The sequence below is a fragment of the Synechococcus sp. R8-2 genome, from assembly GCF_047461715.1.
In the GTDB taxonomy this organism is placed as follows: domain Bacteria; phylum Cyanobacteriota; class Cyanobacteriia; order Thermostichales; family Thermostichaceae; genus Thermostichus.
Map to the genome: position 1 here is coordinate 1 of NZ_JANSHQ010000207.1, position 16,166 is coordinate 16,166.

At 60.0% G+C, this 16,166-nt stretch carries 16 protein-coding genes; 5 read left to right on the forward strand and 11 right to left on the reverse strand.

The features are described from left to right. From treS to hisB, 9 genes are all read right to left on the reverse strand, one after another. The coding region (gene treS, locus NW819_RS05550) for a maltose alpha-D-glucosyltransferase (protein WP_414413148.1) at positions 1-1,759 on the reverse strand (1,759 nt) is incomplete at its 3' end. Positions 1,760-1,869: 110 nt separating this feature from the next. Next, on the reverse strand, positions 1,870-3,186 hold the full coding sequence (locus NW819_RS05555; RefSeq protein ID WP_011432319.1) for a DNA double-strand break repair nuclease NurA: 1,317 nt from the start codon (positions 3,184-3,186) through the stop codon (positions 1,870-1,872). Between the two features lie 26 nt (positions 3,187-3,212). Further along, positions 3,213-4,118, reverse strand: coding sequence for a 6-carboxytetrahydropterin synthase (locus NW819_RS05560; RefSeq protein ID WP_011432318.1), 906 nt, complete (start codon positions 4,116-4,118; stop codon positions 3,213-3,215). A 177-nt stretch (positions 4,119-4,295) separates the two neighbouring features. Continuing rightward, positions 4,296-5,396, reverse strand: coding sequence for an NAD(P)/FAD-dependent oxidoreductase (locus NW819_RS05565; protein WP_414413149.1), 1,101 nt, complete (start codon positions 5,394-5,396; stop codon positions 4,296-4,298). 34 nt (positions 5,397-5,430) lie between these two features. After that, the gene (locus NW819_RS05570; protein WP_414330801.1) at positions 5,431-5,583 is read right to left on the reverse strand and encodes a photosystem II protein Y; all 153 of its coding nucleotides are present in this window, start codon (positions 5,581-5,583) and stop codon (positions 5,431-5,433) included. A gap of 347 nt (positions 5,584-5,930) precedes the next feature. Beyond that, a complete protein-coding gene (locus NW819_RS05575; protein ID WP_414330799.1) occupies positions 5,931-6,854 on the reverse strand; it encodes an ABC transporter permease in 924 nt (307 codons plus the stop codon). Positions 6,855-6,890: 36 nt separating this feature from the next. Beyond that, on the reverse strand, positions 6,891-7,634 hold the full coding sequence (locus NW819_RS05580) for a hypothetical protein (protein WP_414413150.1): 744 nt from the start codon (positions 7,632-7,634) through the stop codon (positions 6,891-6,893). A gap of 68 nt (positions 7,635-7,702) precedes the next feature. Then, the gene (locus tag NW819_RS05585; protein ID WP_414413151.1) at positions 7,703-7,960 is read right to left on the reverse strand and encodes an alpha/beta hydrolase; all 258 of its coding nucleotides are present in this window, start codon (positions 7,958-7,960) and stop codon (positions 7,703-7,705) included. Between the two features lie 114 nt (positions 7,961-8,074). After that, positions 8,075-8,695, reverse strand: coding sequence for an imidazoleglycerol-phosphate dehydratase HisB (gene hisB, locus NW819_RS05590; RefSeq protein WP_414413152.1), 621 nt, complete (start codon positions 8,693-8,695; stop codon positions 8,075-8,077). A gap of 195 nt (positions 8,696-8,890) precedes the next feature. On the opposite strand from hisB, the gene NW819_RS05595 reads away from it, so the two are divergent. The 5 genes from NW819_RS05595 (at position 8,891) to NW819_RS05615 (ending at position 14,912) form a co-directional block, all read left to right on the forward strand. Further along, positions 8,891-10,306, forward strand: a complete 1,416-nt coding sequence (locus tag NW819_RS05595; protein ID WP_414413153.1) for a RecQ family ATP-dependent DNA helicase — start codon at positions 8,891-8,893, stop codon at positions 10,304-10,306. A 147-nt stretch (positions 10,307-10,453) separates the two neighbouring features. Next, a complete protein-coding gene (locus NW819_RS05600) occupies positions 10,454-12,274 on the forward strand; it encodes a glycoside hydrolase family 3 N-terminal domain-containing protein (protein ID WP_414413154.1) in 1,821 nt (606 codons plus the stop codon). Between the two features lie 299 nt (positions 12,275-12,573). Next, positions 12,574-12,867, forward strand: a complete 294-nt coding sequence (locus tag NW819_RS05605) for a c-type cytochrome (RefSeq protein WP_369791762.1) — start codon at positions 12,574-12,576, stop codon at positions 12,865-12,867. Positions 12,868-12,876: 9 nt separating this feature from the next. Then, positions 12,877-13,548: a diacylglycerol/polyprenol kinase family protein gene (locus tag NW819_RS05610; RefSeq protein ID WP_414413155.1), complete on the forward strand. Its 672-nt coding sequence runs from the start codon at positions 12,877-12,879 to the stop codon at positions 13,546-13,548. A gap of 71 nt (positions 13,549-13,619) precedes the next feature. Further along, positions 13,620-14,912 carry a Glu/Leu/Phe/Val family dehydrogenase gene (locus NW819_RS05615; protein ID WP_414413156.1) on the forward strand — a complete coding sequence of 431 codons (1,293 nt, stop codon included), beginning with the start codon at positions 13,620-13,622 and terminating at the stop codon, positions 14,910-14,912. 93 nt (positions 14,913-15,005) lie between these two features. Here the strand turns inward: NW819_RS05615 and NW819_RS05620 are convergent, their stop codons facing one another. Both NW819_RS05620 and NW819_RS05625 read right to left on the reverse strand, forming a co-directional pair. After that, positions 15,006-15,371 (reverse strand): hypothetical protein, encoded by a 366-nt coding sequence (locus NW819_RS05620; RefSeq protein WP_414374207.1) that lies wholly within the window; start codon positions 15,369-15,371, stop codon positions 15,006-15,008. Positions 15,372-15,707: 336 nt separating this feature from the next. Next, positions 15,708-15,965: a helix-turn-helix domain-containing protein gene (locus NW819_RS05625; RefSeq protein ID WP_414413157.1), complete on the reverse strand. Its 258-nt coding sequence runs from the start codon at positions 15,963-15,965 to the stop codon at positions 15,708-15,710. Positions 15,966-16,166: the final 201 nt, after the last annotated feature.

The following is a 16,166-nucleotide window of genomic DNA, read 5'->3' on the forward strand; positions in this document are numbered from 1 at the left end:
TACCACTTTGAACAACCAGAGGGACCAGGCGTTCCTGCTCCTCCGCTTTGCTGGGGCTGAGGTGGATGGTCTCCGTTTTGGGCTCAAGGGAAAACCAGTAAAAGGAATGGGGGCCTAGCGTTAGGAAATAGGGCAGTCGCCCAATAGGGGGAAACTCGGTGTGGCCAAAGATCTCCACCGGGATCAATCCTTCCCACGGCGATAGATCCAGCCCCACCCACTGGGCGTAGCGGGAGAGATTGGCCACCACCAAGATGCGCTCGCCGCGGTAGGCTCGCACAAAGGCAAGCACCTTGCGGTTTTCTGGGTGGAGCAGCTCAAAGGAGCCGCGGCCAAAAGCTTGGAATCGCTTGCGCACGGCGATGAGCCGCTTCATGGTCCACCACAGGGAATGGGGGTTGTTTCGCTGCGCCTCCACATTGACAGCTTCGTAGTGGTACTCGGCGTCGATGACGATGGGCAGGTAGAGCTTCTGAGGGTTGGCCCGCGAAAAGCCGGCGTTGCGGTCGGCGCTCCACTGCATGGGGGTGCGCACGCTATTGCGATCCCCCAGGTAGATGTTGTCCCCCATGCCGATCTCGTCCCCGTAGTAGATGACCGGCGTGCCGGGCAGAGAAAACAGCAGGCTGTTCATCAGCTCGATGCGGCGGCGGCTGTTGCCCAGCAGGGGGGCCAAGCGGCGGCGGATCCCCAGGTTCACCCGCGCGTTGGGATCCTTGGCGTACACCTGGTACATGTAGTCCCGCTCCTCGTCAGTGACCATCTCCAGGGTGAGCTCGTCGTGGTTGCGCAGGAAGAGGGCCCACTGGCAGGTTTCAGGAATGGGAGGGGTTTGTTGCAGGATGTCAATGATGGGGAAGCGATCCTCCATCTGGATGGCCATAAATAGCCGTGGCATGAGGGGAAAGTGGAACTCCATGTGGCACTCGTCCCCATCGCCGAAGTAGGCCACAGCATCTTCTGGCCACTGGTTGGCCTCCGCCAGCAGCATGCGGCCAGGATACCTTTGGTCAATGTGTCGGCGCAGAGCCTTGAGAAAGGCATGGGTCTCCGGTAGGCTCTCGCAGGTGGTGCCCTCCCGCTCGTAGAGATAAGGCACCGCGTCCAGCCGCATGCCATCTACCCCCAAGCTCAGCCAAAAGTCCACCACCTCGAACATGGCTTTTTGTACGGCGGGGTTGTCGTAGTTGAGATCTGGCTGGTGGGAGTAAAAGCGGTGCCAGTAGTAGGCCTTGGCCACTGAATCCCAGGTCCAGTTGGACGCTTCAAAGTCTTGAAAGATAATGCGGGCCTCTTTGTACTTTTCGGGGGTATCGCTCCAAACGTAAAAGTCCCGCTCGGGGGTGCCGGGGGCAGCTCGTCTGGCCCGCTGAAACCAGGGGTGCTGATCCGAAGTGTGGTTGAGGATGAGCTCAATGATGACGCGGATCCCCCGCTTATGGGCAGCCTCCAGAAAGATCTTGAAGTCCTCTAGGGTGCCCAAGTCAGGGTGAACACTGGTAAAGTCAGAAACGTCGTAGCCGTCATCTTTTAAAGGCGAGGGGAAAAACGGCAGCAGCCAGACGGCTGTAATCCCCAGTTCTTGCAAGTAGTCCAGCTTTTCGGTCAGGCCCTGGAAGTCGCCCACGCCATCGCCGTCGCTGTCGAAAAAGGCCCGTGCCGGCAGCTCGTAGATGATTGCATCTTTGTACCAAAGGGGGTCGTGGGTGAGGGGGGAGATGAGGCTGCGCAGAGGGGCTCGGATCATCATGTCGGTCATGTCGGCAACAGAGACAGGATTGGGACACCTTGGCAACCCTAGCCGTTGAATGGGGATCCCCTCAATAGGCTACAGCCTTCTCTTGGGTGCCAGGGATCCCCGGCGTCGGTTCAGGCAATGCCACTCCGCTTCTGGGCTTCCTTGCGGGAGACGGCCACGTGGCGCAGGCCGGCCCGGAGCAGCTCCTGCTCGATCAAGGCAAAAAACCGCTGCCGATCCCCGCTTCTCACCACCGCCAAATGATGGGCTTCCGCCAAGGCGATGGGGTAGCCAAAGCCCTTGTGCACTTGGCTCAGCACCCCTGCCAGAGCCCGCTGCAGCAACTCCGCATCCTGGACCACCCAAGCGGGAAACTCCAGGCGAGCAATTTCGGCTTGGCCCAGGGATCCCTCGCCAACATTGAGGTAACAACAGTGGACGTGGTGTTCCCCGAAGGCGTCCAACACGCTGGCGCCGCTGCGCCAAAGGGGGCTGCGCTCTCCCGGCTGCAGCAGGGATCCCCAAAAGACGCGGTCTGCCAGGGGGGCGAAGGGATGGCAGGGAGGAGACTTCTCGCCGGGACAGTAGCGGTAGCAGTCACAGCCCAGGTACGGGCACAGCCCCAAGCGCAGGTAGTTGAGGGTTTCGCTGCTGCGGGAGGCGCTGATGTAACCCACGAGAGGAATGCGGGCCGCCCGCAACTGCTCCAAGGTCGCCAGAATGGGATCCAACCAGGGGCGCCGGGCCGACTGGGGCAGAGGCTCCAGTCCCCAAGGGATTAGGGATCCATCCAGGAGCGCCAGCGTGGTGCGGCGACGGGGCACCGACAGGGCCAAACGAGCCAGCTCCTCCAGTTCCGCTTGGGAGCGTCGTAAGGCCAGTATCTCTTCCAGCCCCAACGAGGACTCCGTGCCGCTGGTAGGATTGCGTTCACCTGGAGCGCGCTGCGGGCGAGAGTCTCGCCGGTTAAGGGGGGCCCTCGGCAACCCTTCTGCCCGCGGTTCCGAGAGAGGGGAGTCTGAGCGGTTTTGCTGGGCAAGGGGCCCATCTCCATACAGCAGCAGGGGCTGGCTGTCCAGGAGCGGCCACTCCTGGGTGCCGTAGTGGAGAACCACGCGCCCAACATTGATCAGCGAGCAGTAGGCAATCTCGTGGTGACTGGGCAAAATCTGGGATCCATCCGTGGCCACCACCGTGTGTCGCCCCTGCAGAGGCTCGACCTTGGGCAGGGATCCCCAGGCTTCCGGCGGCTCGGCGGGGCTGGCGCAAACAAACGACAGATGGGATCCCCACTCCACCCAGCGGGACTGCCAAACCTGCGGCTCCTGCTGCCAGCGCTCGAAAACTTGCCAGGCTTGGCGCAGGCGTTCTTGGCTGGCTTTCGACTCCTGTTGCAGGTGCCGAGTGAACGCAGGAATTTGCCCGCTCAGCTTAACCAGATCCAACATGATGGAGATCCAACATGATGGCCGCATCAGCCCTGCATGGCAATACGGCTGCCAGAAGCGGAAGAAGCCACATCTTGTCCTTCTGAGGAGTTGAGCAGCTCTTCCAGCGGAAACTCCCCGTAGACCTCGCTGCTGTTGTTGGGACTCTCCTGCAGGCGAACCCGATGCAACTGCACCCCCAGCTCCCGCAGGGGCAGAGTCAGCAGCCGCTGGATGTAGAGGGCGATGTTTTCGGCAGTAGGCACCACCTGGGCAAAGTAGGGAATGTCTTTGTTCAAAAAGGTGTGATCCAGCGGCTTCACCACCTGCTCCTCGATCAGCCGCTGCAGGGCCGCCAAGTCCACGATCATCCCCGTGCGCGGGTCGATGGATCCCTTGACGGTGATCTCCAGGCCGTAGTTGTGGCCGTGGCCGTGGGGACGGGCACAGAGGCCGTAGATGGCGCTGTTTTCTTCAAAACTCAGGTGATCCAGAGCCAAGCGGTGGGCGGCGCTGAAATGGGTGGCAACAGTCAAGTAGGCTTGCATGGCTTCTCCTCGGTATTCGGCCCAAAGCTCAGGATCTTCGTACAGACGGACGCTGGTTAGGGGCAAGGCATCGGCCAGGCGTTGCCAAATCACGTAAGCGATAAACTCGGTAGTGGGCAAGGTTTGGGCAAACTCCGGCCAAGCTTGATTTAGATAAGCAAAGTTGAGATCTTGAATCACCCGCTGCCGGATCACCTGCTTCACCTCCGAGAGGTTGAGCACCATCCCATAGTCATCCACCTCACCACTCATGCCCACCTCCAGCACATAGTTGTGGCCATGGCCGGGAAAACGGGCATTGGGGCCAAAGCGGGCTAAGTTCTCGGCTTCTGAGAGTTCGGGCAACCAGTACCGATGGCTGGCGGCAAATTGCGCACGGCGGTAGATTGTACAGATTCTGGACATGAGTGGAGAGGAGAGCATCTGCCGGGGGATCCACCCTTTAGCTTGACACACTCCCCGGCCCAGAGGGTGGAAATTCTCAGCGGCCCTCAGCCTACCCTCCCAGTGGTCTTGCCGTCATCTCTGTCCTGCGCCAGGTCAGGCACTTGCCCTGCCGACCGGGTCGGCCTGTGCATACCCTCATTTCCCAGAAAGCATTTCGAGCAAGGTTTTGGCGGCATTGTGTCCTGAGAGCCAAGCCCCCTCTACGCGCCCTCCGGCGCACCAATCGCCGGCACAAACCAAAGGCAATCCCTCAGCAGCGGAAACCGGCACACGGGTGCTTAAGCTGGCCAATCCCGTGGTTTCCAAAGGCAAAGCGTAGCGCCAACGGTGCACCTGCATCCATTGTGGCGAAGCCAACCAGGGATCCAGCCGTTGGGCTGCGTGGGCCAGCAATTCTCGACCGGCCTTTTCCAGCTCAGAGGGGCCGGCCTCCAAGTACAGAGATGACCACTCCGCCCCCCCATGCAAGACCACCACAGGCGGGAGCGGCTGCAGGCGCTTGCTGCTGTCCAGTCCCAGCCAGGCCAACATCGGATCCTCCAAGCACTTGATCCCCTTCCAAGGCGGCGTATGCTCAGAGTAGCCCGCCAAAACCGCAAGGCAGGGTTGATACTGGGCGGATTCCAGCAGAGGCAACAGGTTTTCAGCCGAAGGGATCCCTTCCCGGAGCAGGGGCAGCAACTGGGGGGCCGGGATTGTCGCCACCAAGGCAGCAGCCTCGTAGCATTGGCCGTTCTCCGCTTTCAATTGCCAGGTGGTTACCAAAGGTTTGAGGCTGACCACACGAGTTTGGGTGTGTACCGACAGCGGGGCAGCCAAGTGTTTGGCCAGCATTGTCATGCCCTGGGGGCAAGCGTAGCGTGGTTTCTCGTCGTTGGGATCCTCTGGGCGCAGCCCTTCTCGATCCAGCACATGCAGCGAGCGCGTCCATTCCGCCAGCAGCCCCAGGCCCAGCAGCTCCTTCACCCAGCGATAAAAGCCATCCGAATCGGCAGTCAGGTATTGAGCCCCATGATCCACTGGCACCGTTTGCCCAGCATGTTCAACTCGACGGGTGGCCATGCGCCCGCCCAAGCCTGCCGATTTTTCCAGCACCAGAACCTGGAGCCCTGCCCGCAGCAGTTGCCTTGCACACACCAAACCGGCCACTCCCGCCCCGATGACAATCACATCGGCGGATGTTGAGCGGGCTCCCTCGGAAGGGGTTACCGCTGCCTGGGTTGCTTCGCCTAGCATACTGAGCCTGCCGGCTGTGACCGGATCCGCACGTTCAGCTCCCGCCTCTGCCGAAGGGGTTGTTGCCCCTCTCTCCGAAGAGCTTGGCTTCTCCCTTGATGGCAGCCTTGATGATGTTGTAGGCAGCCCAGGCAACCACCAAAACAATGGGCGACAGAACGATCAGCGGACGGAGATCAATGTCCATGGTTTTCATCCCCCCCTAACATAGATTGATTTACCGACTGCTTGGAACAAGAGCCTCCAGGGTTGGCCACCGCCAGAATCCCGATGGGGTGAAACCGTTTTCGACTCTGGATCCCGCATAAGCTGAGGTGCAACTCTGGAAAGATGGCTAAGTCCAGAATAAACCCAAATGGGGATCCCTACCGGCTAGACTTTGCCCCATCTGGGCTGCCAAGGCGGGAGCCAACAGGCCCACACTGAGAATCGCGTCCAGAACTAGCGCACCCACCAGGGATGTGCAATCGACCCCGATCACCTGACTAACTGCTGCCCAAGCCCGCAACTTGGATCTTAATTCTGGGCTCTTTCTCAGTTGCTGTAGATTTTGCCCAAGGCAGCCGGCGGACGAGTGCGGCGGGCGCGGCCCTGCATTCCCGATAGAACCCCCATCGTCAACACAAAGGGCAAAGCCTGGATCAACACGGGCGGCATCACATCTCCTCCCTGCAGTTGGATGGCCAGGGCGTCGGTGGCTCCAAACAACAGCGTTGCGCCCAAGATCCCGAAGGGGTGCCACTTGCCGAAGATCATCGCTGCCAAGGCGATAAGGCCCTTTCCTGCTGACATGTTGCGGACAAACTGGTTCAAAAAGCCAATGGAAAGGTAGGCCCCCGCCAGGCCCCCCAACAGGCCGGAGAGCAGCACCGCCGCGTAGCGCATACCCAGGACATCCACCCCCATGGTGGCAGCAGCCTGAGGATGCTCTCCCACCGCTCGCAGCCGCAAGCCCCAGGGTGTTTTGAACAGCAACCACCAGGAGATTGGCACCAACAGAAAGGCCAGATACACCAAGGGGCTAAACCCATGCCACAGCGGCAGCCGATTGACAATTTCTTGAGAGTTGGTGGTGTTGCCGTAGAACGATTGCAGCACCAGCGAAGGCACGCTCATGGCCAACAGGTTGATGGCAGTGCCGCTGACAATTTGATCGGCTCTGTAGCGGATGCACATCAGCGCATGCACAAAGGCAATGGCCACCCCCCCTAAGGCGCCGGCCAACAAACCCACCCAAGGGATCCAACCCACCTGAGCTGCTGGAGTCTGGGCCAGAAGGGAAGCTTCCAGGCGTTGGGTGGTTACCGCCGCCGCCAAAGCCCCAAACAAGATGATCCCCTCCAGGGCAATATTGACCACGCCGCTGCGTTCGGAGTACATGCCCCCCAAGGCCGTGAGCAACAGAGGGGTGGTGGAGCGCAGGGTAGCCGGGATCAAAGCCCAAAACAGAGTTGCCATATTGCTCCGCAGCGCCAGCGCAAACGAGATCTCCGCTCAGAGGTACTCAAGTTGAGCGTTCATCGCAGTCCATTTCCACCTGGGCTGCCTGCAAGGGATCCGTGAAATAGCCGGGCAACAGGCCGCCTGCAGCAATGAAAAGGTGTAGGTGATCAAGTCCACTTTGGTGCTCAGCTTTACAAAAAAAGGCGAATCGGGCGAGGAGCCTAAGCCGGGCCGCAGCAACCCCACCACCACCGCCCCTGCTGCCACCGCCGCCCCCAAGGCACTCAGGGGTACGATGATCTGCCGCTGCCGCACCAAAAAAGCTTTTCCTCCCGGCAACTGCAGCCGCCCCAGCAGCAACAGCAGCAGGGCATAGGCAAAGCTGGCATAGCCAGCCAAAGAAGGGCTGAACCGCCGCAACGGCAACCGAGCCGGCGGGATCCCCTCCGCCAGGGCCGCCCCATTCACCGCCCCCACTGCCCCATAAAACCAGAGCAAGCCCAGCCCAAATAGAACCAGACCGACCACTCCCAAGCTGTACAGCCAGCGGGCCCGCACTTGCCGCTCCTTGATCCCCAGAGCCAGACATGACAACAGCGCCAACAGCACCCAGGCCCAGCTCAACCCTGGGATCCAACCCACCGCCAAAGTCTCCGGGATTCCCAACTGCTGCGGGTCGATGAGGCCAAAGGTTCCTGCCAGCACCCCTGTGCCGCCGAACTCCCGCCTCAGCACCCACCAGGGGCAGAGCAAAAACAGCAAAACGGCGCTCAGATTGGTCAGCAACAGCAGCATGGGCAGAGATTCAGCAAAACCAAAGGGAATAATCCGAAAAGATAGCAGCCAGCCCTCTTCTCAGCTCCTCAGCTCAAGACACTTCTCACGGGAAAGTGCTCCGCACCGCCGTCGCGAACGAGGCCAGTTGGATCCGTTCTGGCCTCAGGTCTCGAATCAAAGTAGTGCGCAGAGGTGCTGGGATCAAAATCGCGTGTGAGCAAATCTGCCAAAGCTGCCTGCTGCTCTGGCGTAAGCCGCCGCAGATAAAAATCCAACTGCCGGCTCACCGTGCCATTGTGGGCAAACCGGGCCAGATCCTCCACGGGCAAGGAGAACTCAATCAAACAAAGGCGGCAGAAACACCCCCAAGCGCTCTGCACCCCCCATCTGGCCCAGACCGAAGAAAACTGTCCCCAATCCCAGAGCCAAGGCCAACAGTCTCCGTGGCCAGTTCATGCCTAGAGTACTCCCTTCGAACTGGGGATCCCTTCTTGTCGGCGGGGATCCCGTTCTACGGCCATGCGCAGGGCACGGGCAAACGCCTTAAAACTGGCCTCGACAATGTGGTGGGCGTTGAGACCGGCAGCTTGGCGAATGTGCAAGGTAAGCTGGGCGTGGTTGACCACCGCCTGATAAAACTCCCGCACCAACTGGGTTTCGTAGCGGCCAATGCGCTCTGTGGGCAGCTCCAGGCCATAGCTGAGGTGAGGGCGACCCGAAAAATCCAGCACCACCTGCACCAAAGCTTCATCCAAAGGCGCCCAAAAATGGCCGAAGCGATGAATGCCCCGCCGATCCTGCAAAGCCTGCGCCAGAGCCTGTCCCAGCGTGATGCCCACATCTTCGTTGGTGTGGTGATCGTCGATGTGCAGATCCCCTATGGCCTTGATCTGCAAATCGATCAACCCGTGGGTGCTGAGCTGGGCCAGCATGTGATCCAAAAAGGGGATCCCAGTATCGATCTCATGGCGCCCGCTGCCATCCAGGTTCAGATGAATTTGGACATCCGTTTCTCCAGTGCGACGGTGAACAAGGGCAGTTCTGGGGTGGAGCAGGCGCGAGGAGTCGATGGCAGTCATGGAAGTGGCCGAGAACGCTGTGGAGCAGCAGGTAGGCTCCAGCTCTAGAATTGCACAAGCCTGCGAGCATCGGCACCACACGGCCTAAGCAGTGAGGAGCGAGAAGAGAGGCTCTTTCCTTTCTCCACCCTGCTCTTTTTTCCCTTGGAATTGCCGTAGAGTGCTGGAAGAGAGTGTTGAAGAAGGGGTTGCCGTTTGCAGGATTGGCAGCAAATCCAACAGGCCCTCAAGCAACACTGGGGTTACGAGAGGCTGCGCCCACCGCAGGATCAGGTGATCCAGGCTCTGCTGGACAAGCGCGACGCGCTGGTGGTGTTGCCGACGGGGTTTGGCAAATCCCTGTGCTTTCAGCTAGTAGCCCTGCTGCAAACAGGGGTGACGCTGGTGGTCTCGCCCCTGATCGCCCTGATGGAAGACCAAGTTCAGGATCTCTGGAAACGCAAGCTGCCGGCAGCCTGTCTCCACAGCGAACTGGATCCAGCCCTGCGCAAGCGGGTGTTGAAGGCCCTTGAGGAAAACCGACTGCGCCTGCTCTATTTGGGGCCGGAGACTCTATTCAGCCCCCCCGTTTGGCAACGGCTGCAACAGCCTCAGGTGCACATCAACGGCCTGATCGTGGATGAGGCCCATACGTTGGTGCATTGGGGGGGATCCTTCCGGCCCGACTACCGCCGTCTGGGATTGCTGCGCCCGGCTCTGGCCCCGGTGAAGTCCTCCTTTCCCATTGCCGCTTTTACCGCCACGGCTGACCCCCAAACCTGCAGCCGCCTCAGCCAAATCCTAGAGCTGCGGGATCCGGAGTGCATTCGCGCCGATCCCCTGCGGGCCAATATCTCCCTCAATGTCGCGATAGCCTGGAGCCCGGCGCATCGTCGTCGCCGTCTGCTGCGATTCCTGGGGGAAAATCCCGGCTCGGGTCTGGTGTATGTGCGCACCCGACGGGATGGGGAAGAGCTGGCCGAGTGGCTGGGCCGACAGAACTTGAAAACCGCCACCTATCACGGGGGGCTGGAAGCGCGATCCCGCCGCCGGCTAGAACGATCCTGGCTGCAGGGGGAACTGCGCTTTCTGGTCTGCACCAACGCCTTCGGCATGGGGATCAACAAGCCGGATGTGCGTTGGGTGCTGCATTTTCATCCCCCGCCCAGCTTGATGGATTATTTGCAAGAGGTGGGACGAGGCGGTCGGGATGGTGGCCCTTGTCGGGCCCTGATGCTGGTCTCGGAGCCGACGGGCCTGCTGGATCCCAGCGATCGCCGGCGCCAAGCCTATTTCTATTCCCAGCAGGAGCGCCTTCAGGCCCGAGCACGCCACCTGCTGCAAACCTTGCCTCAGCAGGGATCCTACGCCGACCTGCCGCCTGGAGAGGTACGGGTGGCCCTGGGTCTATTGCAGGAGATGGGCTGCCTGCACTGGCCGGATCCCTTTCACTTTCAGGTGTTGCACCGCCGTTGGCAGCCTTTAAGACGAGAGGATCCCTGGCAAGGGATGGAAGCCCTCATCCACGCCCGCGGCTGTCGGTGGCAGGCGATCTTGCCCTATTTTGGCTACCCTGGGGAGCAGCCCGGCCTGCCCTGTGGCACCTGTGACCGTTGTCGGCTTTCTCGTTAGCCCTCAACAGCCCGCTGCGAGCCGCAACCGGCAGGAGTGGCTATCATGATCTGCGTTTCTGCAAAGGGAGCAGTTCCCCTTGCTGACGAACTTTCGGCTGTGCCTATGAGTGTTTCCGGATCTCCGCTCGAGGAACTGGATCGACCCTTGTCCCTAGCCCGGCAGGTGGCGCAACTGTTGGTGGTGCCGGTCTCGGCCCGTCTGGGATCCCCAGCCTGCTGTCGAGACACCCTCAAGCGACTGATCCAGGAAGTGGGGATCGGGGGCATCTGGATCACCGAAGGACACGTAGCAGAAGCCCTGTTGCGGGTGGAAGAGGTGCAGGCATGGGCTGCTCTGCCCCTTTTGGTGGCGGCAGAGGCCGGTCGTGGGCTGGCCCTACAGGGGGCTACCTCTTTTCCCCATCCCCTGGGGTTGAGCCGTCTGGGATCAGAGGCAGAACGCTGGGCGGAACAGTGGGGTCGGATTACGGCGCGGGAGGCGGCAGCCATCGGCATCAATTGGCTGCTCAACCCGGTGGCAGAGCCACTGGGGGAGCTGGCTTTGGCGGAGGATCCCCTATCTGCTTTGCAACTGGCGCGAGCTTTCGTGCGCGGATGTGAGCAAGCGGTTCCAGAAGGGATCCTGACCACGGCCAGCTCCTTTCCGGGCAAAGGGGGATTCAAGTCGGTTCAGGCCGGAGCGGAGCGGGTTCCAGCCGCCTTGGCGGGCCGTAGGCCGAAGGCAGCAGATATCCCCTGGTGCCCCCGATTAACCCTGACCCTAGCCCAGCTCCAAGAGGGACCTTGGCTGCCTTTTCGAGGTTTGGTGGAGCAGGTGGGGGCGATCTTGGTTTCTCATGTGGTGCTGCCGGAGTGGGATGAGCGCTGGCCTATCACCCTGCTGCCGGGGCGGCTAACCCAACTGTTGCGCCAGGAATGGGGGTTTGGCGGGCTTATTGTTGTGGACAGCCTCGATCAAGGCTGCTTGGCAGAGCTGGCCAATGCTAACGGGCCCAACTCATTGGCCGTGCGGGCTTTCCAGGCCGGTGCCGACCTAATTTTGGCCCCCCCCGATCCGATGGCATCCTTGGCAGCCGTTTTGGAAGCGGTGCAACAGGGATCCCTCAGCACAGACCAGCTTGCCCAGTCGGTGACGCGGGTGCTGCGGGCCAAACAGCGACTCCTACCCGCCGCCTCAGCTCTCCTCAAACAGGTGTGGCCGGCCCTGGCAGAAACCGACTTCAGCGCCCTTGGCGGATGGATGGGAGCCAGGGATCCCACAGATCCGGCCCTCAACCGTGGCTCTCCCGCCGAGCAACTGAAGCCTTTGCTGCTGGGGGATCCCATCTCCAAGGACAAGGACTCCGTTCCGCGGACGCGAACGGCGTTGGGAAAGTTGTTCAACAGGCGCTCCCACCTGACCTCTGCTCTGCACAGAGCCGCACAGCTGGGATCCCTCTTGGCCGAGAAGGATATCGCCCCCTGTCAAGCGGCTATGGCCCGCGGTGGCGTGGAAGGAGGCCGGCCCCTCAGCCCGCCCGCAGAGCCCGGATGGTTGAACTGGATCTGGCAGGATCCCCCCTTGGGTGCTGCCGATGTGCAGTTGCAGTCTCCCGCCCTCCATGTTCCGGCTGCCCTGGGCATGCTTCCTGTGCTCAGCGATGCCCTTACCCCCCTGCCTTGGTTGGAAGCCGCTCTAGACAACGCCCCAGGGTTGATTTTCCAAGGTTTCCTTCGGGATCCCCTGCCCAACTATGTGCTGGATTGGCTGCAACAGCATCGGGAGCGGGTGGCAGCGGTCGTCATTTATGGTAATTTATCTCTCTACCGCCGCCTGCAGGCGCACTTTCCATGGGCCAATGCCATCCACAGCCTCAACCGGGATCCCTGGGCTCAAGCGGAGGTGATGGAGCGGCTCTTTCCCAACCGTTCCCCCTCAGAGGGATCAAAGTCTCACGTGGCCCAGCCAACCATTAAGAAAAAGTAAATACCTTTACAGATTATTGGCAGGGAAAGGCTCCTGAGTTATCGTGTTGGTTGAAATGTAAAAGATTGAAACGGTTTCTCTCAGCGTTGTCTGTGCCTCCCTCCCTCTCAGACACTCCTCAATCCTGCAGCAGCCAGTCGTCAACTGGCAGTTGGGTTGAGTTTGAGCAAAAGCGACTTCAACCTCCATCCCAACGACGTTTACAACCCTTCCTCAAATCCTTGCAGCAGTTCTTTACAAGTGTCTGGTCTCAGAAAACTCGGCTGGGTCTTGCCCTCCTCGGCCTAGGGCTGGCGATATTGACCTGGGCTTGGCTAAGTGCTGAGGCTCGTCTGGATCCCTACACGGAAGCCGTCCTCAGCTTACAGGGGCAGGTTAGCCATGGTGCATCCTTGTTTGCCCTCAACTGTGCAGCCTGCCACGGAGAAGAAGCGGATGGGCGGGTGGGGCCCAGTCTGCGGGGGGTGAGCAGCCGCCGCTCGGATCGGTTTATTATTCAGCAGGTGACCGGTGGCAAAACGCCTCCCATGCCCCAGTTCCAGCCGGATCCTCAGGAGATGGCAGATCTGCTCAGCTACTTGAAAACCCTCTGAGGCCGTTTCATGGGCCTGGCCCAGCAGCTTGCTTGCTATGCTCTCTGGCTGGCCGCCGTATTTGCTTCTGCGGAATGGCTGCGCTCCCGGCAGGTGGACGGGGAATGGGTGCGCAAGGCCATTCACATTGGTGTGGGCAATATCATTTTGTTGGCTTGGGCTTTGCAAGTGCCTCGCTGGCTAGGGGTGGGATTCTCTCTGGTGTTTGCCGGCTTGGCGCTGCTCTCCTACCGGGTGGCCATCTTGCCCAGCTTGAATGGAGTCGGTCGCCGCAGCTTTGGCACCTGTTTCTACGCCGTCAGCATTGGCCTGCTGCTGTTTTGGTTTTGGCGTCCCCAGCGACAGGTCTTCGCGGTGATCGGCATATTGGTGATGACGTGGGCCGACGCCTTGGCAGGGTTGGTGGGCAAAACTTGGGGCCAACACCCCTACCAACTGGGATCCATTCAAAAAAGCTGGGAGGGATCCCTGACCATGTGGGCAGTGAGCAGCTTGGTGATCGCGGCTCTGCTGCTGGGGTACTTTGGCTTCTCTCTCCCTTTGCTCGGAGTGAGCCTTTTGGTGGGAGGGATGGCTATGGGGCTGGAGGTGTTCTCTTGGTGGGGGTTGGATAACCTGACCGTGCCCCTGGCCAGTGCCGGCCTCTGTTTTGTTCTGCTGCAGATCCTCAATTATTTGTAACGCTTGCTACAAAACGTTCCTCTCCGGTTCCCGGCGGTATAGTGTGGAAACAGCCCTTGCTTCTCTTCGCCATGGCTGCAAGTCCTGCGCTGGCCTCTTCTGCCCCTCCCTCTCCCGCCCATATCTGTCCCCTTGCCCAGGCCTGCAGCTACCTAGATTGGGCAGCTGGCGAGCTGAAGCTGGATCCCGGCTGGGTGGCAATCCTCAGCACCCCCCGTAAAGTGGTGACGGTGGCGATCCCCGTGCGGCTGGATAACGGACAAATCCAAGTGCTGGCGGGCCATCGGGTGCAGCATTGCAACGTTCTCGGCCCCTACAAAGGGGGGATCCGCTACCATCCCGCGGTCACCCTTGAAGAGGTATCGGCCTTAGCGATGCTCATGACCTGGAAATGTGCCCTTATGGGCATTCCCTACGGTGGGGCCAAAGGGGGGATCCCTATCGATCCGAGGCGTTATTCGGTCTCGGAGCTGGAGCGCATTACCCGCCGTTATACCAGCGAGCTGATCAAGGATATCGGCCCTGCAGAGGACATTCCCGCTCCAGACATGGGAACTTCTGCCCGTGAGATGGCCTGGATGATGGATACCTATTCCATGAATGTCGGGCATGCGGTGCCGGGAGTAGTGACGGGCAAACCTCTCTCGATTGGGGGATCTCGGGGGCGAGAACTGGCCACCGGACGGGGGGTGATGATCACCGTACGGGAAGCCTTGGCCCGACGCGGTGGATCCCTGGCAGGGGCAACGGTGTTGATCCAAGGCTTTGGCAATGTGGGCGGGGCAGCGGCCAGCTTGCTGCATCAGGCAGGAGCCAAAATTGTGGCGGTTTCCGGCAGTTCTGGGGGCCTTTATAACCCCAAAGGACTGGATATCCCCGCCCTCAAAGCCCACATGAAGGAACAGGGAGGCCGCATGGCGGGCTTTCCGCAAGCTGAGCCCATCAGCAACGCCGACCTACTGGTGCAAAAAGCGGACGTGTTGATCCCTGCCGCTCTGGAAAATCAAATTACCGAAGCCAATGCCCACCAAATTCAAGCCCGGATTGTGGCAGAAGCTGCCAACGGGCCAACCACCCTTGCCGCCGACCGGATTTTGGAATCGCGAGGGATCCAGGTATTGCCGGATATCCTAACCAATGCCGGTGGAGTGGTGGTGAGCTATCTGGAGTGGGTGCAGGGACTCTCTTACGTCTTCTGGGATGAAGAGCGAGTTTATCAAGAAATGGAAGGTCTGATGGTACGTGCCTTTGAACGGGTGGTGCAGGAGGCAGAACGGCGGCAAGTGTCGCTGCGACTGGCTGCCTACACCCTAGGGGTAGGCCGAGTGGCCCAAGCCCTACAGGATCGCGGCCTTTACCCGTAGACGCTCCCCCACCTGGAGACCGGGAACTCTTGGCTCAACAAGCCCACTTGCCAGGGTTCGGCTGCCCAAACTCTGCTGGAGGTAGTCCTTTTCTCAAGCCCGACGGCGTTCTTGCTCCTGCTTTTCCTGCTGCTGCCATTGCTTGAGCAGCTCTTTTGCCGCCTGCGGGGTAAAGTAGTCCAGCTCCATCAGCTTACGGTAGGTCAGAATTTGTCGCATCTCCAGGGGCATATCTGCTTTTTGGTAGAAGTAGCGAATGCGATTGATGTTTTGCTCCATTTCTGTAAACTCTTGCTCCCGCTTGATCTGCCTTTCCTGCTTGAGCACTTCATGGGGAGCGGACAGGCGGCTGTAGTTAGGGATCCGTTGCGTGCCTGTGGTTTTGCTGGCAGCAGGCAGACGGTGGCCTCCGGTTTGTCGGCTGTTGGCCTTGTTGGAATTGAAGAAGAAAGAGAGCATCGGCAAACCTTACACAAACAGATAGACGGCCAGATAAACGGCGGCAGCTTAACGCCAAGTCAACAATATCAAGTTTAGGTGAAGAAGCCCGTGATCCCGATCCTTGTTGGAAAAACCCGTACTGCTGACGAGGCGCTGTATCTCTCCGCCTCTCCTACCCCCTCGGATGGTTGAGGGAAAGATGAGGTTTGGCCTCAAACCAATCTATTCGTAAATTAAGCCTACCGTACTTACACGGAAATTGACCAAGATCACGCCGAAAAGCGCAGGATACTTACGTATCTTCACGTCTTTTCGTTCGAGATACTTGTATCGGATATATCTTCCCACCAGCCGCTACAGGTGGGATTCATCTCCGCTCAGCAGCCAAGTGACCGATACCCCCAACGCCTTGGCAAAGGCCACCAGTTCTTTGTCAATGACGCGCCGTTTTCCCTTTTCCACCTGGCCAATCTTGACGTAGTCCAACTGCACACCGTACTTGGCCAAGCGGCCCGCCAGTTGATCTTGGGTGAGTTGCAGCTTCTCCCGTACCCAGCGCACCCGCTCCCCAATCAAGTTGGCCGATGGATGGTACCGGTTGTTAGCCTCCATAGGAGCAGAAAGCTTTAAATATAAAATTCTTTTCCAGACTGAGCAAGTCGAGGGTTCCCCACATGGTAGCCTGAGCTGGCAAGGTTCCCTTTTCCTGGGATCCCACCCGGCAGCCGTTGAGCTAACCGGCTCACAAACAAGCTTACCTCAAGGTCTAGATCGAAAATCGCTTACCGCTTTTTGGCGAGCGACCCCTTGCCT